This window comes from Chlorobiota bacterium (assembly GCA_016710285.1).
Taxonomy (GTDB): Bacteria; Bacteroidota; Ignavibacteria; order OLB7; family OLB7; genus OLB7.
This window is the reverse complement of the sequence record JADJXR010000001.1, coordinates 2,757,169-2,781,686: the sequence shown is the minus strand read 5'-3', so window position 1 is coordinate 2,781,686 and position 24,518 is coordinate 2,757,169. Positions and strand designations below refer to the sequence as shown.

The 24,518-nt window shown below is 58.6% G+C and carries 14 protein-coding genes; 3 read left to right on the top strand and 11 right to left on the bottom strand.

From position 1 onward, the window contains the following. Positions 1-48: 48 nt before the first annotated feature. From IPM61_10090 to mltG, 3 genes are all read right to left on the bottom strand, one after another. Entirely contained in the window at positions 49-2,931 is a 2,883-nt protein-coding gene (locus IPM61_10090; protein MBK8911665.1) for a DUF1156 domain-containing protein, read from the bottom strand. A 98-nt stretch (positions 2,932-3,029) separates the two neighbouring features. Further along, positions 3,030-6,632, bottom strand: coding sequence for a DUF3883 domain-containing protein (locus tag IPM61_10085; protein MBK8911664.1), 3,603 nt, complete (start codon positions 6,630-6,632; stop codon positions 3,030-3,032). A 185-nt stretch (positions 6,633-6,817) separates the two neighbouring features. Then, entirely contained in the window at positions 6,818-7,771 is a 954-nt protein-coding gene (gene mltG, locus IPM61_10080; protein MBK8911663.1) for an endolytic transglycosylase MltG, read from the bottom strand. A gap of 136 nt (positions 7,772-7,907) precedes the next feature. Between mltG and IPM61_10075 the strand changes: the two genes are divergently transcribed. Beyond that, positions 7,908-8,843, top strand: coding sequence for a tetratricopeptide repeat protein (locus IPM61_10075; protein ID MBK8911662.1), 936 nt, complete (start codon positions 7,908-7,910; stop codon positions 8,841-8,843). A gap of 114 nt (positions 8,844-8,957) precedes the next feature. Here the strand turns inward: IPM61_10075 and porV are convergent, their stop codons facing one another. Next, a complete protein-coding gene (gene porV / locus IPM61_10070) occupies positions 8,958-10,061 on the bottom strand; it encodes a type IX secretion system outer membrane channel protein PorV (GenBank protein ID MBK8911661.1) in 1,104 nt (367 codons plus the stop codon). A gap of 506 nt (positions 10,062-10,567) precedes the next feature. Between porV and IPM61_10065 the strand changes: the two genes are divergently transcribed. Beyond that, positions 10,568-11,071 carry a DinB family protein gene (locus IPM61_10065; protein ID MBK8911660.1) on the top strand — a complete coding sequence of 168 codons (504 nt, stop codon included), beginning with the start codon at positions 10,568-10,570 and terminating at the stop codon, positions 11,069-11,071. 139 nt (positions 11,072-11,210) lie between these two features. On the opposite strand, the gene IPM61_10060 is transcribed toward IPM61_10065, so the two are convergent. The 5 genes from IPM61_10060 to pgsA form a co-directional block, all read right to left on the bottom strand. After that, positions 11,211-12,491, bottom strand: a complete 1,281-nt coding sequence (locus IPM61_10060) for a hypothetical protein (GenBank protein ID MBK8911659.1) — start codon at positions 12,489-12,491, stop codon at positions 11,211-11,213. A gap of 42 nt (positions 12,492-12,533) precedes the next feature. After that, entirely contained in the window at positions 12,534-13,769 is a 1,236-nt protein-coding gene (locus IPM61_10055; GenBank protein ID MBK8911658.1) for a competence/damage-inducible protein A, read from the bottom strand. A 69-nt stretch (positions 13,770-13,838) separates the two neighbouring features. Continuing rightward, positions 13,839-17,336, bottom strand: a complete 3,498-nt coding sequence (locus IPM61_10050; GenBank protein MBK8911657.1) for a T9SS type A sorting domain-containing protein — start codon at positions 17,334-17,336, stop codon at positions 13,839-13,841. A 106-nt stretch (positions 17,337-17,442) separates the two neighbouring features. Then, the gene (locus IPM61_10045) at positions 17,443-17,973 is read right to left on the bottom strand and encodes a phosphatidylglycerophosphatase A (GenBank protein ID MBK8911656.1); all 531 of its coding nucleotides are present in this window, start codon (positions 17,971-17,973) and stop codon (positions 17,443-17,445) included. Then, positions 17,945-18,565 (bottom strand): CDP-diacylglycerol--glycerol-3-phosphate 3-phosphatidyltransferase, encoded by a 621-nt coding sequence (pgsA, locus tag IPM61_10040; GenBank protein MBK8911655.1) that lies wholly within the window; start codon positions 18,563-18,565, stop codon positions 17,945-17,947. Before pgsA ends, IPM61_10045 begins: the two co-directional genes overlap by 29 nt. A 332-nt stretch (positions 18,566-18,897) precedes the next feature. Between pgsA and IPM61_10035 the strand changes: the two genes are divergently transcribed. Then, a complete protein-coding gene (locus IPM61_10035; GenBank protein MBK8911654.1) occupies positions 18,898-19,890 on the top strand; it encodes a hypothetical protein in 993 nt (330 codons plus the stop codon). A gap of 20 nt (positions 19,891-19,910) precedes the next feature. Here the strand turns inward: IPM61_10035 and IPM61_10030 are convergent, their stop codons facing one another. Further along, entirely contained in the window at positions 19,911-21,308 is a 1,398-nt protein-coding gene (locus IPM61_10030; protein MBK8911653.1) for a peptidase M14, read from the bottom strand. 62 nt (positions 21,309-21,370) lie between these two features. Next, the gene (locus IPM61_10025) at positions 21,371-24,316 is read right to left on the bottom strand and encodes a TonB-dependent receptor (protein MBK8911652.1); all 2,946 of its coding nucleotides are present in this window, start codon (positions 24,314-24,316) and stop codon (positions 21,371-21,373) included. Positions 24,317-24,518 lie beyond the last annotated feature (202 nt).

Below are 24,518 nucleotides of genomic sequence, written 5' to 3'. Positions count from 1 at the left end.
TCAAGTATGTGTTGTTGATTTTTTTTTTTACCTGCTTGCCAAACCCGCTCACAGGAACGATTCCTGCACGCCCGCGGCCTGCGGCGGCGCCTGGCGCGCAAGGCGGGCAACCTCCGGCCAGCTTTGCACCAACCCGTTGTACCACCCCCCCTCGGCCGCGCGCTTCTTCCGCTCGCAGATGGTGTACAGCCGGTAGGCAAGCTCGCGCGCGGCTTCGGCACGCGCGCCCAGGGCCGCCACAAGTTCGGCCGCCGCCGGCTCCCCCCCCGACTCCAACACGCCAACCAACCGGTGCACCACCTCCCACGCCGGAAGCCGTTGGTCCGTGGCCGGGTCCCAGTTGCTTGGGAACTCCGTTGGCCGCAACAGCCGGACCTTCCCCCCTTTCGAGGCCACAATCCCCGCCTCCACCATCCCCCGAATGCTGGTGTTCTTTGCCGTGGAAAGCGTCTCGGCAATCCCGTACTCCCCTTCGCCAAACCCTTGCTGCTCGAACCACGCCAACGCCCAACGGCTGTCGGCATCGAACGCCCCTTCCTGCTCGGCAAGCGCTTCGTCCAACGTTTGGTTAATCATGGCCAACGCCTCCCGCACCGTTAGCGCCTTGCCGTCGGCGTCCAACACCTTGCTGTAGCGGGTGTAGATTGCCATCCCAGGGCCAATTGCCCCCTGCGCCAAATCCACCGGCGCAATGTTGCTCCCCTGAAAATGCCGCAACGCCAACGGAAGCTCCCTTTTCAAGACCTCCAAAAATTCCCGCCGCGTTGCCGCGCCCGCTTCCGCCGGACGCTTCCGGCACACCAACACAATGCTGGAGGCTAACGCGTTGGTGCCCATCGCCACTTGCCGGTTCTTCATCTCGGTCCGGACTGGCCACGTTCCGCTGATCGTAAATCCCGAACGAATCACCGCATCAAGAAACGTCTCCCATCCGGTGCTTGCCACCCCCCCGGTGCCCTGGTTCTCCGACTGTTTGAAGGCGTAGTAGATCGTGACCGGAAACGCCGGGTGCGCTTGCTTGGCAAGTTGCTCCATCACCTCGGTCATCCCATCAAGGAAAAATTCCTCCGCCTTCTTCTTGGTTCCGTGCCGATAGGGCGTGGCCACCAGCTCCTCCGTTTTCGGAACCGTTAGCGTGGCCAGCAGCCCAGGGAACACCCCCCGCAGCGAACGCCGCAGCCAAACGTAGAAAAAATCCGAAAGGTCCGCGTAGCCAATGTTGTCGTAGTAAGGCGGGTCGGTCGAGATGATCTTCCCGCTCGAAATCGCCTGGCGGGCCGCATCCGCTTGGTGCCCCTTTCCCGGCATCCCTTCCCCAAGTGCTTCAAAGCCTTGCACTTGCCGCTCAAACAGATTATTAAAGCTGCCGGAGGAGTCGCAGAAAGGATTGCTTTCGGCGTAGTCCCAGACCATCGGGATTGCTTGCCGAGCAAACACGTTGCGCATCTGTGTGTTGGCAGAGTGCCACCCACACATGGAGGATCCGTGGTTTGCCAGTTGGCTTACCAGGAAGCTGAGGTAGATGGAGACGGCCTCGGCGTAGGCTTTTGCGCCGGTTCCGCCGGTGTCCAGGCCGCGGGGGTCGTTGGGCATTCCGGCGGCGGCGGCATCGCGTTCAATCTGGGTGCGGGCTTCGGCCACCAGGTCGGAGAAGGTGGTAAGCGCAACCAGCTGGCGCGGGGTGAACAGGTCCCTCCATCGGGTCATCCCGTACTCCTGGACGCGGAAGCCGAGTGCTTTTGCTGGAAGGGGCGTATCTGGCACATCCTTTGGGTGTGCGTGCCGGATACGTTCTTCCATTTCCTGAGTTGGCGCAAGATAGACCCGGCCCCGATCGCCTTCGGCCACAACGGCCATCAGGCGTGCGCCCATGTTTCCATTTTTTGCCTCGGCCCTAATGAATTCAAACGGTATGGGCGTTCCCGACATCAGGCATAAGAAATTGCTTCCGCTGCCTGCTGATTTGGTTCCATTTTTAGTGATCTCTGGGTTATCCGGTTTTCCGGCATGGACGCGGAAGTGGTAGGAATCGCCATCAACAACGGGCTGAACGTAGGCTTCTTTTCCTGGTTTGGTGGAGAGGAAGAAGCTGGAGACCAGGGGGACGTGGATGTGGCTGAAGGCGGGGTTTGGGCTTTTTACGGTGCGTGCCCACAGCCAGGCAATGGGGGTAAGCTGGCGGCCCAGGTAGGGTTGCAGGTCGGGGCGGTCGGCAACCATGGCGTGGGTAACGTGGATGGTGGGGTACAGGTGGCCAATGCGTTGTTCGGCTTGTTCGCGCATCCATTGGCCGTAGTGGCGGACGTCGTGGGCAAGGCCCTGGGCGGCGTTCCACTGTTGCGCAAACAGGTGGTGGTGGTCCTTGCGGGCTTCGGGGTTGGCCGGTGGCATTCCGGCAAAGGTTGTGGGGATTTCGATCATGGCCTTGTTGATCAGGACCGCCACGGGGTTAAGGTCGCTGGCGTGGGATTCCAGGCCCAGGCGTTGGGCCTCCAGGGGAAGCGCGCCGCCGCCGGCAAAGGGGTCGTGGAATGGTGGAAGGTTGGCTGGGTTGAACAGCTCGGCGGCGCGTGGGTGTTGGGCGTTGTGGGCGCAGGTGCGCCGCCAGCTTTGCCAGATTTCGGCGCGTGCGGCGGCCAGAACCTGTGGGTTGGTGGTGTTCTCCCATTGGACCAGGTCCTGGATAATGCCGAACAGGCGGTCCCGTTCCTGCTGTTGTTCGTGTTCGGTGGGGAACAGGTCCGGATTGGCCGAGGGGTCGTCCACCAATTGGGCAAAGATCACGGCGCGTGCGGCGGCCAGCGGGCGGCGTGCCCACCACAGGTGAAGGGTGCTTGGGTGGCCATGCCGGATAGATTTTTCGCGGACGGCAGCGGCGTTGATGGCTTCCAGGGGAAGCGCAACTTCAATCAGTTTTTTTCTGCGAGACATTGGAGCCATGGGAAGGAGAGAGAGAGAGAGAAAGAGCAATGGCCGCCCCGGGGCGTTGGCCCGGGATTAGCTGTTGTTGCTTACGCCATGCGTGCGGGTTATTCGGGGGGTGTGGCGCGGGCCAGAAGCTCCGCAAAGCTGTAGTTGACGGCCACCACACCGAAGTCAGGTTCCCGCAAGAATGGGCGGCGAATGTAGTGAACCTTGTGGGAAGATTCATCAAGGAACTCCACAATGGCCAGGATAACGTCGTCCGGTTTGTTCAGGAAGTAGAGGATTTCGTTTTTGGTAACGGTGATGGTTTCGGCGCCGGCGGCGCGCCCTTTCACCTCGATAAACCGAAGCTGGCCGGTCCCTGGGACGCGGCTTTCGATGTCGTAGCCAAGTTTTTCGGTTTCCCGGTCCACGGGGTCGTATCCCAGCGCGCGTTCCACCTCCATGACGGCATTGCGTGCGCGTGCGGCGGCGGCTTGGGTATCGCGCGGGAAGGTTGGGATTGTTGGGGTTGCGGCGGGGTCCATTGCGGCAAGCAAGCCAATGGGGACCACCAGCAGGCCGCCAATCACCACCGGGGGGAGTGGGGAGATTTTGGCTTCAAGCTCCAGTTCTTCCATTCGTTTTTGGCGGCGTGCCTGCAAGGTGTCGGCGCGTTTGCGTGCTTCGTTGGAGTTCAGGCGTGTGTTGAGGATTCCCGATTGTTCTTGGGCTTTCAGGTCCTGGGCGCGGCGGTCCCAGTGGGCGATTTCCTTTGTCAGGCGTTCCTGCACGGCGGCTTTGGTTTTGGCAATCAGCCTGATTTTCTGGGCATAGATTTCTTGGTAGTGGGCCTGGACCACGGTGGCGACGGCATAGTTTTGGACTTGGTGTTCCAGGTCGTGGGTAATCCATGCGCACTCTGGGCGTTGCAGTATCTGGGCCGGGGTTGGCTCGGTTGATTGCAGTGGGCGGTAATCAAGGTAGGGGGCGTATTGGATATGGGAAGCGTTGCCGGCAGGGTCCATCTCCACATAGAGCATACGCGTGGAGATGATGCGGCGCTGGCCGTTGCGTGTTAGGCTGGCATCTTGCAGGGAGTGCTCCAGATAGAAGAGCATGCGGGGTTGGGTGGTGGGATCGCTTGTGTCCACCAGGACCGTGCCGTTGCGAAGCAGATCGCGGTGGTTGTGGTAGATCAGGTCCAGGGTGGCATTCAGCAATGGGTGGCCTGGGGAGATGAAGGCGGCGGGGGGGGCATCGTGGGGTTCAATCAATTCCTTCTGGAAGGTGATGCGTTCGTAGCGTTGCAGCACGGGCTGGCCGCCGATGTTGTTCAGCTGCCCGTGCTGGCGGACGGCCACGGGAACATGGGTGATTTCAAACCGTTGGGGTTCGCGCTGGCGGATGGTTCCGTGCAATCGTTCGAAGGCTTCCAGGAAGAAGGATTGGATGTAGTGGGGTTGCAATCGGCGTGCTTCGGCGCGCTCCATATCCTCGCGGATCGTGTGGATGCGATCGGCCCCGAGCAGGTTATGGACCAGGGCGCGTTCCTGCAGCAGGCGTTCCAGTTTTTCGCGGTTGAAGGTGCTGGAGACGACCCGCTGAAGCCTTGCTTTGGTTTCGGGAAGTTCGCCGTAGCGGATGGCCTCCAGCAGAAGGTCGCGCAGGGAATGGCCGTCGAACTCAAGTTTGCCCAGGATATCGAAGACCTGCCCGCCAAGCGTTTGGCGGGCTTCCTCAAGTTTTGTCAGAAGGGTGCGGTACACCTCTCCTTCGCGGGTTTGGGCGGCCACAAGGTTCCAAAGGTGGCAGACCTCGGTTTGCCCAATTCTGTGAATGCGCCCGAAGCGTTGCTCGATACGATTGGGATTCCAGGGGAGGTCGTAGTTCACCATCAGGTGTGCCCGCTGCAGGTTGATTCCTTCGCCAGCAGCATCGGTGGCCAGCAGGACCTGGACCTCTGGGTCGTGTTTGAACACTTCCTGCACTTGCAGGCGGGCCTGGCGGCCCATGGCCCCATGGATACAGACAACGGATTTCGGCCGACCCAGGACGGTAGCGATCTTGTTGTGAAGGTAGTTCAGTGTGTCGCGATGCTCGGTAAAGATCACCAGCTTTTGCAAGGGGGAGGGCTTCGGCGCCCGCTCCGGTCCGGCAGAATACAGGGGCGACCCTTCGCCAATACGTTGGGCAATGGCGGGTGGGGAGAATATGGTTTGGAGAAGCCCGCGAAGTTCCTGCCATTTTTTATCCTCGCCGCTGTGTTGCACCCGCCGTGCCAGCGACTCAAGCCGGGCAAGGGTGGCAATTTCGGCTTGAAGTTCGGCAATGGTGCGGGCGGCAGTGGCTTGGTTCAGGATGGTTTCTTCCACGGCTTCCACCTCACCATCTGGGGCATCTTCCAGGTTTTCAATTTCTTCTGGATCAATCTCCTTTGGGTCAAGCAGCAGGTCGTTCTGGTGCAAGCTGGCACGATTGGCGGCGGTGCGCTGGGCTTCTGTGTGCTGGCGCAGCTGGGCTTCCAGGCGTTCCCTGCGCCGCCGCAGCGATAAGTAGATAGCTTCCGGCGAGGAGGCAAGGCGGCGTTGCAGGATGGTCAGCGCAAAGCCAACGGTTCCGGCGCGCCGCTCGTTCTGCGTGGCCTCGGCACGGTTAAATTCTTCGTTGACGTAGTGGGTGACTTCTGTGTAAAGCTGCTCCTCCATTGGGGAGAGCTTGTAGGGAATGGTGTAGGCCAGGCGTTCGGGGAAGAGCGGGGTGGCATCGAAGGTAAGGAGGTGCTCCTTGACCATGCGGCGCATAAGATCGGAGACATCGGCGGTGTGGGCTTCATCGCGGAACCTCCCCTCGAAGCGATCGGCATCAATCAGGGCCATGAAGAGTTGGAAATCTTCTTCCTTGCCGTTATGGGGGGTGGCGGTCATCAGCAGGAAATGGCGGGTGATCTGCGAGAGGAGCTGGCCCAGTTTATAGCGTTTGGTGTACTTGACTTCCCCCCCAAAGAATGTAGCGGACATTTTGTGGGCTTCATCACAGACGACAAGGTCCCACCCGCCGTCGGGGGCAGCAAGTTTGGCTTGCACGTCTTCGCTGCGGCTTAGCTTATCCAGGCGCGCAATCACCAGGTTGTTTTCCACAAACCAATTTCCGGTGCGTGCGGTTTCTAGTTTATCGTTGGTAAGGATTTCGAAGGGGAGATTGAACTTCCGGTACAGCTCATCCTGCCATTGTTCGGCAAGGTTGCCCGGGCAAACAATCAAGCAGCGTTGCAGGTCGCTGCGGGCGATAAGCTCCTTGATAAGCAATCCGGCCATAATTGTTTTGCCAGCGCCGGGGTCGTCGGCCAGTAGAAACCGGAGCGGCTGGCGCGGAAGCATCTCCTGATAGACCGCTGTAATCTGGTGCGGCAGCGGTCGGATATCCGATGTATGCACGGCCAGCAACGGGTCGAACAGGTGCGCCAACCGAATGCGATGAGCTTCGGAGACCACCCTGAACAGATGTCCATCGGCATCAAAGCTCCAAGGCCTACCATGTTCGATAACTTGTATGCGAGCTTCATCGTGGCGGTACAGCAGTTCGTTGCCAAGTTTCCCGGAAGGATCCTTATAGAGTAGCTCCAGTGCCTCCGTTCCGAACCACTGCACACTGCTGACTGTGACAAGGCAATCAGGGAGGATTCCCCCCAGGGTGATTGTTGGCCGGATATCTTCAAGTTTAGCCATAGATGTTGAAGGGTTGATGTGAACAATGCAGGTGCTTGCCGTAGAAGGAAAATAGTTCCTGTTGCACGATAAGCATGACGTGGGTAGCCACAGACAGCAAGTGAAGGCACGCGGATTCCGGGCGTGTGAGCCATGCCACAGAATACCATTGGATCAACACTCATCTTCCCCTCCCCCCTTCTCCCTCACTCCGTCCCCACCCGCTTGCGGTAGAGTTTCACGGCTTGCTCGTGCTCGGCGCCGGTGCGGCTGAAGGTGTGCTGGCCGCTGCCGTCGGCTTTGGCAACCATGTACAGGTAGCCATGGCTTGCGGGCTTCAGCGTGGCGGTGATGGAGGCCCGCCCGGGGTTGTTGATTGGCGTTGGAGGAAGCCCCTTGTAGCGGTAACTGTTGTAGGGGTTGTCCATTTCCAAATCTTTGTACAACAATCGCCGGGGGCCATCGGGAAGGACGTACTGGATGGTGGGATCGGCCTCCAATTTCATTCCGCGCCGCAAACGGTTCAGGTACAGCCCGGCGATAATCGGGCGGTCGCCTTCGGTGCGTGCTTCCCCTTCCACAATGGAGGCAAGGATAATCGCTTCGTAGGGGGTAAGCCCTTGCGCGGCGGCAAGTTTCTTCAGGTTGTCGGTGTAGAATGCGCGGAAGGTTTCCGACATCCGCGCCAGCACCGTTTCCGGCTGCTCGCCCCAATACAGGAAGTAGGTGTCGGGCATCAGGTAGCCTTCGGCGGTGGAGGCGTTGATGCCGATTGTTTCTAGGAACTTCCGGTCGTTCGCCAGCCGCACAAACGCTGCGGAGTCCACCCCGATTTCACGCGTGAGGATCGCGGCCATTCGCCGGATGGTGCTCCCTTCCGGGAAGGTGACTTTCATCCGCACCGAGGACCGCCCTTCCACCAACGCGTTCAGCAGTGCGGCGTTGGAGATTCCGCGGGTGAACTTGTAGGTTCCGGGCCGAATCTTCCCGTCGCTTCCGGTGGTGACCGCCAGCAGGCGGAAGGCGATGGAGTTGCTGACCAACCCGGCCTCCGTAAGCGTGTCCAGCACCTCAGCAAACGAGGCCCCCGCCGGGATTTTCACGATCACCTGGTTGGAGTCGGAAGAACTACTCCAGATGGAGTATGCAAACCAGCCCACCACAATGATGAGGCAAGCGATCAGAACAATACTGACATTTTTCAGCAGAGAATTCCTTGCGGAGCGGCCCTGTGGCATTGTAGTTTCTTCTATCGGTAATTTCTTTGCAGAACTTGAAGATACATCCCACGTCCGAATGGCGAATACGAAGCGACTCATCAAACAGAAACGAACCGTGCGGATTGCTGGCGTAACGGCTTGGCGGTGGGCGGCCCTGCTCGTTTGGGGAGCAATGGCGGCTCTATCTATGCCGGCGCAAGCGGAGCAGCAAGGGGGGATGGCATTCCCCGCAGCTGCCCGGCCCGACTCGATTCCCCCCACGGCACGGAAAGCACCAACGGCCCCGGCACAGGACTCGGCGATTGCTGCTGCCTGGGGGGCAATCGCCACCGATCCGACCTTGGTTCCAGAGTATCAGAAGATCATCGCCGTGTACAAGTCGCGCAAGCTGCCGGAGCAGGAGCACACCGTTGCCACGGCAATGATGGCGGCCAACGCTGGCAATCCAATCGCCTGGTACACCTACGCCGATGTGATGCTGGACAACTCCGAGCCGGACACCGCCATTTTCTGGTTGCAGCGGGCGTTAATTGCGGAGCCGCAGTTTGTGCGGGCCCACACGCTGATTGCCGAAGCATGGGGGATGATAGACTCCACCAGCCAAGCCCTTGCCCATCTGGACACGGCAATCGCGCTGAACCCACGGTTTGCGCAAGCCCGGTTGCAGCGGGCAAATTTGCTGAGCAAGCTGCGGCAGTACGGCCAAGCAGCAGAAGATTTGGAATCGCTGGTGGACCTGATCCCGGAAGATGCTGGCAACTGGATGCGGCTGGGGAACACCCACGCAAAAGCCGGGAACCACGCCGCCGCTGCCGAAGCCTTCCGAACGGCGGTGGCAATGCACCCGGCAATGCCCGACCCGCTCTTCCGGTTTGCCGAGGAATCGGTGGCCGCCGGCAACAGCGAGGAAGGGATGCACGCCTACGAAAAATTTATGCTCACCTTCCCCACCGACTCCCGCGCCCTTGAAGCCGAACGACGCGCCCGAGCAATGGGGGGCGGAAGGCCGTAGAACGGGGGGGGGGCGGAGAGAAGAGTATCCAACAAAAAAAACGACCCGCTTGGCAGTTGCTCAGCGGGTCGTCTCGTTCGGGACAGTGTGTTTTTCGTCTGCTTTGCTTGGCCGTTACTTCACGACTTTATCGAAATCCACCACCAGCGTAAATCGCAGGGTGTTTGCCAGCGGGTGGGTGTCCTCAATCGTGTTGATGTAGCTGAAGTCGAAGCCGTAGATGTCGTACCGAAGCCCAGCACCAAAGGTGAGGAACTCGCGGTTGCCGCCGTTGGCCGATTCGGTGAAGTATCCGGCGCGCAAGGCCACCAGTTGCTCGTACCAATATTCCAACCCGGTTGCAAGCTCCACCCCTTTTCCGTTGCTCCATGCGGTCACCAAGGACTTTGGCACAGGATCAACTTCGCGGTCGCTTGGGCGGTTCACCAGCAGCTTGGCAATATCCAAGGAGAAGGTGAGGTCGTTGAACTCATCTTGCACAAGATGGAGCCCGGTTCCGAAGCGGAACATGGTTGGAAGCGGGTCGGCTTGGGCGATGTCAATGTAGTGGATTTTTGGACCGATGTTCGTGATGGTCGCGCCCAGGCTCAGAAAGTCTTTGGGCATTCCCCAATCGGTCTGCGGCTTCCAGATTGCGCCGATGTCGAACCCGACGCTTCGGCCAATCCCGCTTCCCTGCTCGTTGGCAACGGGAACCGAGGAAAGATTCGACTGGATGAACCTGGCTTGGATACCGGCTCCGACATCATCGGAAAGTTTGGTGGCATATCCAACACCGATAGCGAACTCTAGCGAGCGGAATTTCTGCCCGGCCTGGCCGTTCTCGAACGTTTGTTGGAACTCGCCAAGGTCCAGAAATGTGATCTGGCCGCTCAGCACCCCATCAAGATCGTTGACGAAGGTGGAGCCGGCCAGATAGCTGTAATGGAGATCGGCATTGAACTGCGGCAGCCATTTGGAGTACGTCAGCCCCAGCTGCGTATTCTTCTGGTAGGCCAGCCCGCCGATGTTCCAGAATGTTGCGTTGATGTCGTTTGCCGTCCCCGTCCCCGATTCACCGATAGCACTGTTCCGTGCGTTTGGCGAAATCAGCAGGAAAGGAACCGCAGAACCGCCGCCGGTTGTCTGGGCCGATACCACGATCGGCGCAAGCCATAGCAGCGAAAATGCCGGCAGCAACCGGCGCAAGGCAGATGTCCACATATTGGAGATTCTCATTGAGTTAGTGCGCAATTTACGTTCAATTCCAGCAATGCAAACGCTATCGTGCCATAAAAAACACGATGGTTCTTCGTATCAGTTGGTGCTTTGCATCTGCTCCTGAGCTGTTAAAACGGCGTACAGGGTCTCGAAATTGCTCGATAAATGCGTCCTCTGTTGAGTTTCTCGTCTGTTGATTCGGGGGTCAATATAGCCGCCCGCACCTCACCCGTGCAAGGGGAATTTGGACGGGTGAGAAAACACGGCCAACGCCGGAAAAGTTTCGGCAGCCACGAATACGGCATCTGACAGATAGGCATTTGCCGCAGCGGCCGCCGTGCGGTGGCACTATGTTGGCGCAGAAGCCTATTTTTGGGCAAACAACATCTACCATTGCTCGCGCGCAGGATTGCAAGCATCCTTCGCATCCGCCACACAAGCCAACCGCCACGTGGGGGATTGCGAATTCGGAGCCGGACGGCTCTTGCAATCTTTGCCGTGCGCCAAACCCAACCTGACCGATCATGCAACCTGAAGCCTGGCTACGCGGCCCCGTCCCCAATATTGACCCTTACCTGATGCCTGCTGCGCACATCCTTCTTCAAGCCGAGGAAGAAATTGAGAGAGCGGTGGAGGGGCTAACGCTGGAACAAGTGTGGAGCCGCCCGGGCGGGGCTGCCTCGATCGGTTTCCATCTGCGGCACATTGCGGGGAGCATGAACTCCTTGATGATCTACGCACGCGGCGGGCAGCTTAGCGATGAGCAACGCGCAGCAATCGCGCTGCAAGGGGAGCCAGGGATGGAGCTTTCCGAATTGCTATCGGAGCTTCGCGCAGCCATTGCAAACGCCATGGACCACTACCGGGCAACCCCTCGCGAAATGTTTTTGGAGGCTCGCGGTGTTGGCCGGGCAAAGCTCCCCAGCAACGTCTTCGGAATTTTGGTGCACGCCGCCGAACACACCCAACGCCACACCGGGCAGATTGTGACGACAGCGAAGATTGTGAAGGCTATGGCTAATTATTGACAAAGCCAGATTCTTTCGCTTCCTAATCTGCAATGCTCAGGGATGGCTTTTGGCCGTTCTGGACAGAGTATATTCACCCCACTTCCACCACCAACCTCCTCACCAAATTCAGCGCGATGTTCGCGGCGCGGGTGCAGGGTTATGGGATTTCGCGGTAATCACGGCGGTAAATTCTTTTATCTGCTGTGGTCAGAATAATGTCGTTGTTATAGAGGAATAGCGATTTCACCTTTAGCGGGCGATCTGTAGGCAAGCCTTGCCTGCAATCTTTCCATGTTTTTTCTTTATTGATAAACACGAACAATCCACCATTGGCGTAAGAACGGAACAATCTATTGGCACAAACAAAATAGCTGCCATAACCATTATCGTTTCTCAAGCGGCTTACGGGCAAACCTTGCCCGCATTCCTCCCAGGCTGCTCCTTTATTGATAAGAGCGAATAGGCTGCCATCTATGTAAGAGCAGAATAATTTGTCATCATAAGGAAAGTATGAAATGCCTTCTACTGGTTTTTTAGGCAAATTACATTTGATCTTTTTTCCTTCATAAAATACTATCAACTCATATTTCTCACTTTGCTCTTCCTGTTCAGAATACTTAAACTCCCCATGTAGCATATCTCTAACAAAGACCAGCATTTTATTAGATATTACTCTAATTGAAAAATAATCTGATGAAATATTTGCATCGAATTCCTTCCAACAATTTTTATGTAAGTAGAACAGCCCTTCACGTGTGTATATAATTAATTTATCATGGAAAACACCTATTTCATATAGTGATATCATATGATCAACCAATGGATGCCATAACGTTACTGAGCCATCAGGATGAACTTCTTCCCGAATAGATCTGTGGCTTCTTATGGGTATTCCACAGTTTACAGACTTCCAGTTATGGCCTTTATCTTCAGAACTCATAATGCCATGATTCGTACAGATGAACCAAGTATCATGGTAAATAACCCCATTGGATATCGCAATATCATCTGGGAATGCGCTCTCCACTTTGCTTGCAAAGTGGTCCCTTACATTTGAAAAGATCAACAAATTTGAATCGCATTCCAGAAATGCGAACTGGCCGATATGATGCAGAAGGCCGCTGGAGCTACGTAGTAGGTATTCATAGTTTGGAAACAAAGCATTGGTGTCGTTGGTACGTGAGGATTGATAGAGGGTACATAAAAAATCAACCGGATATTCTTCGTTTTCAATGCTCTTCCATTGAGAGAATGCCAGATTACTGTTCACCGCAAATGTTGCAAGGATCAGTACAGGTAGGAGTTGTTTGCGTAGCAGCTTCATCTTCGGAAAGGATTGGTTGTTGTGTGCCCAAACCAGCGAACGTGGCCGTTGCTGTGTCCGTAACCCGAACAGGACGTTGCCACTATGGCGGCGTAACAACAGGAAGGTTGGCATCTGGAAACTGATGCTGCATCCGGCAAAAACATACCCGACCATTCACCCCACTTCCACCACCAACCTCCTCACCAAATTCAGCGCGATGTTCGCGGCGCGGGTGCGGACGACGTTTCGTTCGCGGCCAAGCTGGAAGCGTTCCACCATCGTTTGGCCGCTGCTGACGGCGGCAATCCAAACCGTCCCAACTGGTTTTTCCGCGCTGCCGCCATCTGGGCCGGCAATTCCGGTGACGGCAACGGCAAGGTCGCTTCCGGTGCGGTCCCGCACGCCACGCGCCATCGCTACGGCCACCTGCTGGCTGACTGCCCCATGCTCCCGCAGATCGCTTTCGGCAACGCCCAGCATCTCCCGCTTCAGGCTGTTGGCGTAGCTGATAATCCCCCCTAAAAAATAACCACTGCTCCCCGGGGTTTCGGTCAGCATCATCCCAACGGTTCCTCCGGTGCACGATTCGGCAACCGAAAGCGTTAGCCCCCGCTCGGCAAGCAATCTTCCCACCGCTTCGGCCATCGTTTCGTCACGGTCGCTGACGATCCATTTGGCGGCCAGCGTTGCAATCCCTTCCACCAATTGCTGGAAACGCTGGCGCGTATCTGCGCCGCTGCCGTTGCGCATGGCACGCAGGCGAATCCCACCAAACGAAGGGAGATACGCCAGCGAAACGCCGTTGCCCAACAAGGCATTCAGCCCCTGCAAACTATCGGCCAGTGCCGACTCGGCGGGACCAAAAATCAGGAATGTTTGGCGGGCAATGGCGCTGGCTTCGGAAGCGATTTCAGGGGTGATCTCCTCCGTAAAAATCCCCTTCAGCTCCGACGGCACGCCCGGAAGCGCGTAGGCACGGCAAGATCCAATGGTGAACGCCAGCCCCGGCGCGCTGCCGTAATTGTTGACCAACGTGCGGCAGGCTTCGGGGACGGAGGCTTGGCGGATGCTCCGCTCGTTCAGCTGAAGGCCACGCTCGGCAAATCGCTGCTCAATTCTTCGCAGTTGATCTTCATCAACCCGAAGGCCGCAGCCCAGCAGGTCGCAGATTGCTTCGCGGGTAAGGTCGTCGTGGGTGGGGCCAAGCCCGCCGCTGATCATCAGCAGATCGCTGGTGGCGGCTAATCGCTGGATTTCCTGGGCGATCGTTTCGCGCCCATCGCCAATTGTGTTGATTGCCACAACGGCCACACCAATCGAGGTGAGTTGATCCCCCAGCCAGGAGGCGTTGGTGTTCACCACCTGGCCAATCAGAAGTTCATCGCCAATGCAAAGAATCGAGCAGGTCATCAAGGGTTGCTGGGAGGATGTGAAGGATTGGAAAAGCCGCCCCGACTGTGCCGGGGCGGCTTCACGTTGCTATTTGCTTACCACCACTTTTTTGGCCACCACCATCTTCTGGTTGCTGACGGTGACAAGGTAGGTTCCGGCGGGCTGGCCGCGTAAGTCAAGCGTGTGGAGCAGCTGGTCGCCGTTCGGCTGCACACGCTCGGTGCTGACCACGCGCCCTGCCGGATCCACCACCGTGACGCTGACCGGGCGGCCACCGAAGTTCCCCATTGCCTCCACCGTGAACTCCCCAGGCGACGGGTTGGGATAGACCTCACTCCAAGATTCTTCCGCTGGGGTTTCCGGAACGCCGGTTGGCAAGCCGACGGCAAAGCTGAAGATCATCCGCTTCCCAAAATCTGCGGGAAGGCTGCGAACCACCGATACTTTCCCTCCCTCAATTTTTCGCAACGACGCGCTTCCGCTTCCCACTGCCGAGATCAGCGGATATGCCAGCCCGAAGCCTTCATTCGTGGTGATCTCCAGCGTGTAGCAGTCGGGCGGAAGCTGGAAGGTGTCCAGATAGGTGGCATTGATATCCATGTTGGAACGCCCGATCATCTCCACCCCCGCGCTGTTTTTCAGCGTGTAGGCAACATCGTTCGGGATTGCGTTGTTCTTGATCCGGAAGATGTACTCCGTTGCGGCGTACACCGGCGCAGGGGTGAAGGTCGTGGCTGCCTTGTTGTTGCGTGGATACTCATCGGCGGCACCGTTTACGGTAATCACTTCGGCAAAAAATTCTTTGTCGCCAACGCCGCCGCTGTACCAGTCGCCAGCGGCAAAGGGGACCTCAAGGGTGGCCGTTTCCAAGAACTTCAGCCTGCCGGTCCAGCCGAAGGTGCGGCTTGCCCCGCCAACAACCCCGTAGCGAATTTCCGCGCTGGTCATCTCCGTTGCCCCGGTGTTCTTGATGCGAACAATTGGGTTGCTGCACATCGGGTTGAACCTCCGGTAGAACTCCCAACTTGTTGGCTTGATAATCGCATCCACCGTGGCATCGCGTTGGAAATTTGGCGCGCCGTATTGGATCATATCCATGGTCATCACATAGTTCCCGGTCCCCTGCCCGGTGTTGTTGGCGGGGACGGGGTCAATGCTGTAATCCAGCCGGACGCTGTCGCCGCTGACGTACGGGGTTAGCTCGAACTCATAATCATCCACCGTTGCCCCCGGGCACCAGCCGGCGCGTGGCGGGGCCCAGTTCCCCCCCTGGGCCATCACCGGGTTCATGGCGCAGTTGTCGTTCTGCCAGATGTCCCACGCGAACCGCTCCACGCCGTTGATATGGAGGTAGTGCTTCTTGTTTGCCCACTCGCAGCAGTGGATCAGGTTCAGGTTCGGGTCGTAGGTCCCTTCGTGGCCATGCCCGGTGATGCGGGTCTTGATGCGGAAGCCCTTTGCCGCCGGATCAATCTTCACCGCTTGCTCGGTGATTGCCGTGTTCTCGGCAAGGCTGCGGTAGCTGTAGCTGCCGGAGCTTGGCCAGACGTGGTTCACCCGAACGACATCGCGCGGCGGAGTGCCACGGATGAACAGGAATTTCAGATCAATCAGCTCCTGCTGGTTCCCCGCGCTGATGGTTACTTGGTCATGGAGGTACGGGGCGTAATCGGTGACATCGTAGATCCACGTGAAGCCGTTCGGGCCAAGGTCCAACCCAATCCCGTACGGGGTGATGAACCGCCCAAGCTCCACCACATCCACCACCTCAAATTTCTGGTAGTACTCCCGCACGTTTGCCCGAAGCGTCACCCGCGCCGGAACAGCGGTGGAATCGGCTTTGGACCCATCGGGGGCGTAGGTGTAGCTGTATCCGGCGGGCCACACGGCAAGCGTGTCGGTGGGGATTGTTGGGTCCGTTGGATGCTCGAACATCACCACCGTGGTGGGGCTGTTCAGCAGGGTGTCGGCCACGATTGCTGAATCCAGCTGCGAATCGTACTGGCCGCGAAGGAAGCCAACGTTTGGGCGAATGCCGCTTGCGGTGAAGCGCCGGAAGATTCCATCCCCCGTCATCCGCCGGTAAATCGGAAGCCCCATCATCACCCCGTTGTGGCTGCTTGCGGATCCATCGCTGGCTGTGGTTCCGGTGGCATCGTTCAGCGGATAGTACAGGATCAGGTTTTGGTAGTTAGGATTATCCGGGGTGATGCTCCGGTTCATCAGGTTCAGGATTGCGGCTGTGTCAAGCTCCTTGTTCCACACGGAGAATTCGGCAAGCCCGCCACGGTAGCTGTCGGAGTTGGGTGAGGTTCCCCGCCCAACAACAAACGTGGTGATTCCGCTCATTGCCATTGCCTTCCCCGATCCACTGTGCCACAGCTTTCCGTTCAGAAAAATTCGCATCGCCCCGGTCCTGACATTCTTGGTGAAGGCCCAGTGGTTCCATCCCCCTTTTTGGGCATCGGCAGTGGCGGCTTTGTTGATTCGGTCGAACGCGCCGCCGTTGTTTCCGGCATCCCAGTAGATGTTCCCATCGCTCCACGGAAGGTGAACGTTCAGCACGCGGTTCCCTTCGGCATCGCGCCCTTCAAAAGCGTAGGTGTTGCTTGGAAGCGAACGGTCCCCCAGCGCCCAAAAGCTGACGGTGACGGCACTATCAAGCTGGCCGAACGGCGCGGCGGCATCGGGGACGTTCACGTAATCGCCGCTGCCGAACTCTATATACCCGGTGGTATCGGTTGCGGTAAGGCTGGTGGGAAGGGGCGTGGTGCTTCCCACCAGATGCACGCCGGTGCCGCCGTCGCAGCTAAGTTCCACCATCAGGTTTGCCGTCCCGTTCCACGCAAACGGCGTTGTGAAATCAATCCGAATTTTGCTTCCAGCGGTGATCGTCGTGTTCCGCTGATAGACCGTTGCGAAGCCGCTGTTATCGTAGCGGTCCGCCGCAAGCGCGGCAAGCGTGGTCCCTTTCATCCGGACGGTGAGGTTCCGGAGCGTGGCCCCTGGCGTTACTGCTGCAAGGGTCAATCCGGTGATTGGGCCGGCGGTCAGCCCGGCCGCCTTCAGCTCATCAGCGGTCCAGAGATAGACCCCTTTCCCGATTTCGGTGTCGCTGTTCAGCGGAAGCGATAGCTGGTGTGTTTCGGTTCCAATCGCCGTCTCCGTTTCCTGGGTCGTGGCGGTGATGGTGCGGTACTGCTGCCAACGTTGCTGGATGGTGTACGTTGCCCCCGTGGTGTAGGCAAAGGAATCGGGCGCGGCGGCCCCAATCATAAAACTGGAGTGCGTTTTTTTCAGCGAGTCAATCACCCCGGTGCTGTCGTACAGCATGGCGTTGGTGATGTAATCCCACTCGCCGTAGGGATATTTATCCTGCGTTGTTGCGGGGTCGCATTTCAGGTTTTGCAGCATCAAGATTTTCTCCCACCGATCCTTCGGCGGGAACTGCCACGTCCCTTTTCGTTTGGTGATATCCTTCCACGTCAGTGTCTGGATGATGAGGCTATCCCCCGACTGCGCAAACGCCACGCCGGAAAGGAAGCAGAAGCAGAGAAGGGTTGCAAGAATTCGGGAAGGGATCATGGCAGGAATGCCCAAAGGCTGTTGTGTGAAAGGAACTGCTGCGCGGTGACTCCCCGCAGTTTGTCGTTGCTGGAAGAATGGGGCGAAAGGGGGAAAGAACGGGGGGCTACTGTTCGCCCAAAAATTTCGTCACAAGGCCGGCGAACGAAAGGCCGTACCAGATGATGTGGCTGGCAAGGTTGGCGTAGATTCCGGCAACCACGTCGTCGGCCATGATGCCCAGGGGGCCGCGGCGGCGGTCGAAGTAGCTGGCGGGCCAAATCTTGGCGATGTCGAAAGCGCGGAAGGTGAAGAAGCAGATCACCGCCCATTGCCAATGGGGCTGGCCAATCACCAGCGGCGAGGCCAGCGTGATCCACTGCCCGGCGAACTCATCAATCGTGACGAAGCTGGGGTCGTCGCCCAGGGCTTCTTCGCAGGGGCCGGCAAGCCACAATCCCACCCCGAACGCCACCCCAGCCATTGCCAGCATGGCCCAAGGATTGGCAAGGCCCGGGACAAAATAGAACCCCACCGCCACCGCGCTTGCCACGGTCCCCGAGGCCACCGGCGAAAGCCCCGTGAACAACCCGCTGGCCACCAACTGCTTCCAAAAAGGGATGTTGTGTTTACGAAGAAGTGCGGATGAACTTGCCATTGATAAATCGAAGAACGTGGCGGTTAGCAATCAGATATTGCACCGCGGTGATAATGGAAAGAAGGGTCAGCAACAGCATCGAGCTTGTGACAACCCACGGCGACAGCAACCCCTTGATGGTTGCTGCGGAGATGTATTCCCGCAACCACGCCACGTTCTGCAGCGTGAAAACCAGCACCACGTACCACAGGAACACCAGCTGCAACGCCGTTTTCCATTTGGCAAGGTTGCTGGTGACAACCGGCTGGTTCCGGCGGTCGGCAACCACCCGAAGCACCGTCACCAACACGTCGCGGCCAACAATCACCAGAACCATCCACAGGGAAAGGATGTCCAGAAATGCAAAGGCAAAGAAGGCCGCGCCAATCAGCACCTTGTCGGCAAGGGGATCGAAGAAGCGTCCGAAGCTGGTCATGGCATTGTATTTGCGGGCGTACCAGCCGTCGTACCAATCGCTGATGGCCGCAACCAAAAACACTGCTGCCGAGGCTTGCACCATCGCGCTGTCGCCGCTCATCATCAAATAGATGAATAGTGGCGTAAGCACAATCCGCGATGCGGTGATGATGTTCGGCAGATGTTCGGGACGCATGAGAACAGGTTCGTCAAGAGAAGGGGGATCAACACTCCGATGATGCCAACAGAAGGACCAGACCGTTGCCGGAACAATGATGAACCCAACACTGACCTTGCGGCAAAGGTACACAACCGGCTGGAATGTGGAAGATGCTAATTCCGCAAAGCTCCCCCGCCGCCAGCCTCTTTGCGAAATGGAAATTTGGGGAAGCAATTCCCGCCCCCCAACGGCGCGACGAATCGTTTAGCAAACCGTGATCTTCCTTGCACGTCAGGCGGCCCAGAATGTAGCTTGCACCGTAACGCGAAATCGGCCCCAGCCGCCGATTCATTTTTTTTGAAACACCGATGACCAGATTCCTTGCTTCGCTCCTTCTTCTGCTGCTTGCCGTTCCGGCAATCGGAATCGCACAGAACTTCAGCCAGTTCACCGAGTTCTACCGCTCGGTGCGGGTGAATGGATTGGAGCAACTTGTCTTTGCCCACCCTTCCACCGACCCCGCCCGTGACCCTTCGGCCTACGGCGTGCAACGGGATTCGCTGGGGCGGCCAACAATGGTGATGCGGTTCTTTTTTGGGAACCCCCACACCCGTGGGCTGTGGACCTATCTTCGCATCATCTACATCAGCAATCCCGAAGCCGGGACCACCCTGCAACGCCGCACCTTCCACGCCCCGAACAACGCGCCGATGCAAGTGGCATACGCCCACGGCGAAGAAGCACTCCACCGCGCCAACGGCGAAATCGTCCGCTACGCCCAGCTGGACCGCGAGGACCGCTTGCTGGGGAAAGTCCCGATCGTCACCGCTTGCCGCTACCGATACACCGCGCCAAACACGCTGCTTCAGGAATGGCGTTTCCAAAGTGGGAAACTCCATTGGGTGGCGAACAACTACCCCGATAGCACCCAACGCTTTTTTGTCCCCGCCCCGAACGGAGCCTACTTCCGAACCCTTACGCTTGATGGCAATGGCGAGGTGGTCCAGGAGCAGTTGCAGGGGATCAACAAACGGCCGTTCCCGTACCAGCCTGGCATCTATGCCGTGCGATACCTGCGCGACTCGCTGGGGCAGATCACCTCAATCCAGTATCTGGGCAACAACGGCCAGCTTGCTGCCGACACTTCGGGGATTGCCAGCATCAATCTAGAGTATGATGATTGGGGGCGGGAAGTCGCGTGGAAAGCGTTTGGGATTGATGGGAAGCCGCACGGGCGGCGAAGCGACGGAATCGCCACCATCATTCGGCAGTACAACGATTTTGACGGGACCCTTGCCAGCGAGGAACGCACCGACGCTGCCGGGGCCGCCATCACGGATGCTCCAGCGGATGCTCCGTAGGCCGGCAGCGTGCCGATTGCTCACGATTCCAGCAGCAGCTTCATCAACTGCTCGGCAGCAATCGCCCCGATAGTTTCGGCCCGCTGCTCCCCAACTCCATCCCCCATTTCATACGTCACCGCCGGGGCGCCGAACTGGCGCACGAACCAACTTTTGAAGATCGGCGACTCTAGGTTGGAAGGCTCGACACGAGGGGTAAAGCCCGGGATGGATTCTTCAATTTGCTGAATCCACCGCTCGGTAAGCAGTGGCAAGCGCACCGCCACGGTGCTGTCCAGCGTGTAGAAAACGTCACTCCATGTGGAATGGAAATCCAGCCCGAACAGCACCTCGGCTGGGCTGCCAACCGATTGCAGGAACGCATCGCGCACCGCCCGCGTTTCCGGCTGGTTGAAGCTGAACCAATCGCGATTCAGGTCCACCCCGCCGGCGTTGTGCCGCCAATGCCCACCTTCCACCCCGTCGGGGTTCACCAGCGCAACCACTTGGACCCTGAACCGCTGGCGGAACGATTCGGCAAGGGGCGTTTGGGTTGTTAGCTGGCGCACAAATCCTTCCAGTGCCCAAGCCCCTGCCACCTCGGGGGGGTGCTGCCGCCCAATCACCAGAATCTGCCCTTCTTTCCCTTCCCCTATCGTCAGCCGCCGCAGCGGGCGGCCTTGGGTTGAGGTCCCAATCACATCCAACCGAACGAACGGCAGCCTGGCCAACGAATCTTCCCAGCTTCGGACCCGATCGGCGGTGAACAGCTGGCGCGCGGCCACCCACAACGTGTCGCGGCCAACATCCAACCAGATGGTGGCGTTGCCGGTGGCGCGTTCCCGCTCCACCCGGCTTGATTCCAGCCGCCGCCAATGGGTTCCGTCGTGGCTGATGGTGGGGGTGTAGCGGTGGTCCCCGCCGTCGTAGGCCAAGTGGAGCCGGATGGTGCGGCGCGTGCGGGACCAGACCTTGAAGGCATACCACGGGCTGTTGTTGATCGGTGCGTTTTCCGGCTTCACCACCGCCACAAAATCGCTGTCGCTGGTGCGGGAAATCCGGCCCAGCCGCGCTCCCGCAAAATTGGTTGCGAACCCAATTCCATCCTCGTCAAAATCGCGCACCCACCGGCTGGCCGGCTCGATTGCGCGGCTGGTGGTGATGACCGACCCCGGCGGATCGTACGGCTGCGGCGCACCGTGCGAAAGGGGGATTGCCGAAATCCCCCCAGCCGCCTGCTCCGTTGCCGAAGTGTCGTGGGCCAGTGCCGACGATGTTTTTGTTGGGGTTGAGGAACAGGCCGCCAAAAAGGCTGAGAGCAGCGCGGCGGCAAGCGATATGGCCAGCATCGGAGCGGCAACAGCCAGCAACGCAGGGGTGCGTTGCTGGCTGTTGCCGGTTTCCGAACGATGTTGAGCAAGAATAGCTGTTGGGTGCATGATGCTTTGGTTGTTCTCTGCGTTTTCCCCCCTTCGGCCTTCCGGCGGATTACCGCCGCGGATTACCGCCCTGGTGGCGGTGGTGGCGGTGCGTCGCCACCTGGCGGAGGGAAGGGGGTGGGCAAGCTCATGCCGCCAAAATTACGGATGCTGTAGGTGAACGTCAGAAGCGCGTAACGGCCCAGGACGGTTGATTTCAGGTCCTCAATATAGGCATCGTTCACCGTGCGTGAGACGCTGGTGTTCTGGTTCAAGATGTCGTTGACCGCCAGCCGCAGCTCGCCACGATTCTCCGGCAAAAACTTCACCCCCAAGCTGGCGTTCCACAGAAGATAATCGCCGTTGTTTTCTTCGGCCAGACCGTTGTTCGATTGGTGGGTAAGGTCGGTCCCCAGCACAACATTCTCGAACAGGGTCCAGCTTAGCCGCGCCCGTGCGATGTTGTTGGTGTACTCGGTGTTCTGGTCCTGGCGAACGGAGTTGCGGACAAGGTTGCCGGTGAAGTTGTTGGAGATGGTGAAATCCACCGCCTCGCTGATATTGCTGCTTAGCACCACGCCAATCCCGACCGAAGGGGCGTGCGCATCGTTCTGCACGTTGTTGATGATACCAGGGGTGCGGGTGTAGTTGGCCGAGGCAAACAAGTTCAGGTTCGATTTCAAGAAGCTGACCGGGAAGCCGTAGCTGGCAAACGAGCGTGCGCTGATGTAGCCATCCAGATTTATCGGCTGCGTCAGCTGCGCCCCTTGCTGAATCGCCACGCCATTGGCCAACGTTGTGTCCCGCGTGGGGATAATCGTTTGGTTGCCGATGTAGCTGCTGGTAAGGCTTCCCCCCAGCATCGCAAAAAAGTTGCTGGCCGACGGGACGTTGGTGGAGGAATACCGCACGAACAGATTATGCTGGTAGCTTTCCTGCAACGACGGGTCCCCGATGCTTAGCAGCAGTGGATTGCTGTTGTTCAACGCCGATTGCAATTGGTCCACCCCGGGCATTGATACCGAAGTGCGATAGCTTAACCGCAGGCTTGCATCGCGCGAGAAGTTGTAGCGAACCGAGGCGGTGGGAAGCAGGTCCCCGTAGGTGCGCTCCACCGTTGACGGAATCGGGAATTGGTCATCATACTGGAAGCCGGACCACTGGTAGGAAGCCCCGGCACTCAGTTCCCACGTTGAATCGCGGTACTGGTAGGTCACCCCGCCGGTGTGCGTTGTGGTGCGCGATTCGGCGCGGCTGCTAAGCGCGGAATCCAGCACCATTGCGGACTCCCCCACGGTCCCACCATCCAACGGCGACATCGTCTGTTGGTCGCTGTTGCTTACCGACACCGAAGGGGCGTAGCTGAAGAGCAATCCCATCCCCGTGGCCAGCGGCTCGGTGTAAGAAAGATTCCCCGATGCCGACCACCCGTTTTTGTCCAGGTCCGCATTCTGGATCAGCGTGTCGAACGATGGCGAAGGCTGCAGGAAGCTGTTATCCGAACGCTGGTTGCTGGTCCCGATGTTACTGTTGTAGCTGGTGGAAAGATTTGCCGAGAAGGTCCGCCCCGGCGTGCCAAAACTGTGGCGGAACAGAAGGTCGTTCGAGAAGGAAAGGCCGGTTAAATCGGTAGCGGTTGTGCTGTTGCTGGCTCCGGTCTGGACCTCGCCCGCGCTGTTGTTTCCACGCAGGCTGCTGCTTCCATCGTTTTGCTGCAAAGTAAGCCGGGGGCGGAGCGTAATGGAGTTGAGCGAGTCCAAACGCAGATCCAATTTTGCGTTGAACCGGTGGTTGATATTGTCGCTTTCGCTGTTGTTCTGCTCGTTGTACCGCTGGTTGCTGGCCGAAGGAAGAACGTACTGGCGCAGCAGTGTCTGCTCCGATTCGGTGTTCGTAAGGTTGAAGAAATAGCTGGCGGTCAGATCGGCCACGCTGCCGAAACGATCCGAGTAATTCACCCCCGCGGCATGGGTTGTGGAAAGCCCCTCGCGGCTGTCAACAAGGAAATCGCTGATGCCCCCGCCCCCTCTTGACCAACGCCCGCCGCCACCACCACTGCTTCCGCCACCATGCGGGCGACCCATGGCCATCATCACTCGCCCCATTCCACCGCCGAACATTCCGCCGCCGCCGCCCATCGCGCCCAGGATATCTTCAATCGCAAAATTCTGCTCGCTAACGTTGTTGGTTTGGGCAATGATGGAGATGCGGGTGTCGCCATTGAACAGGCTGAAATTCCCGCCAGCTTTGTACTTGTTATCCAAGCCGTACCCGCCGTAGATCTTGCCGAACTGGCCGTTCCGCATGGTGGGGCGGGTGACGACGTTGATGGTTTTGTTGGAGTTCCCGGTGTTGAACCCGGTGAACTGCGACTGATCCCCTTGCTGGTCGTAAATCTGAATTTTATCCACCATCTCGGCCGGAAGGTTCCGCATGGTTGCGGTGGGGTCGTCGCCAAAAAACGGGCGGCCATCCACCAGAACTTTCTGAACATCTTCCCCTTGCGCTTTGATCTTTCCATCCTGCATGGTGATGGTTGGCATCTTCCGCACAAGGTCCTCCACGTTGGCATCGGGCGCGGTCTTGAAGGCTTTTGCGTCAAGCTCGGTGGTGTCGCCATTCTGCACCGCGGCAAGGCGTTGGTCGCTGACCACAACCTCATTCCCCTGAACGTCGCGGGGGGCCAGCACGATTCGTCCAAGCTGGAGATCGCCGCCGCCAACCCGCGCCACAACGCTCCGCGGCTGGTAGCCAACGGAGGTGATCTGCAGAAGGTAGCCGCCCGCGGAAGGGAGCTCCACGCTGAAATTTCCGGCGCGGTCGGCAATGGCCCCGGCAATGATTGTAGCGGTGTCGCGCAGGCTGCGCGCCGAAACCCGCGCCCCGGGCGTGGGGTTGGTTGTGGCGGAATCCACCACGGTGCCGCGAACAATGGCCGATTGCTGCGCGGTGGCGGAGGCAGCAGCCAGCAATATCACAGCAACAATCGGCGGAACCCAACGGCAAACGCCGCGTGCAAAATCAATCATACGGTATGAGTTATGGAAGGACGCTCAGTGTTTGGACCGCTGCGCCTGCGGTTGATGAGTAGCATCATTGTTTCGGCACATCAGTGCCCCCCCGAAGACGAGAGGTTCCGGCAGCGATTGCAGAAAAATGTTAAGGGAACTGCATCAGTCTGCTAACATTTGGGGCAATTCCTGTGTTAGTACAACGGAGCGTCCGCTCAAC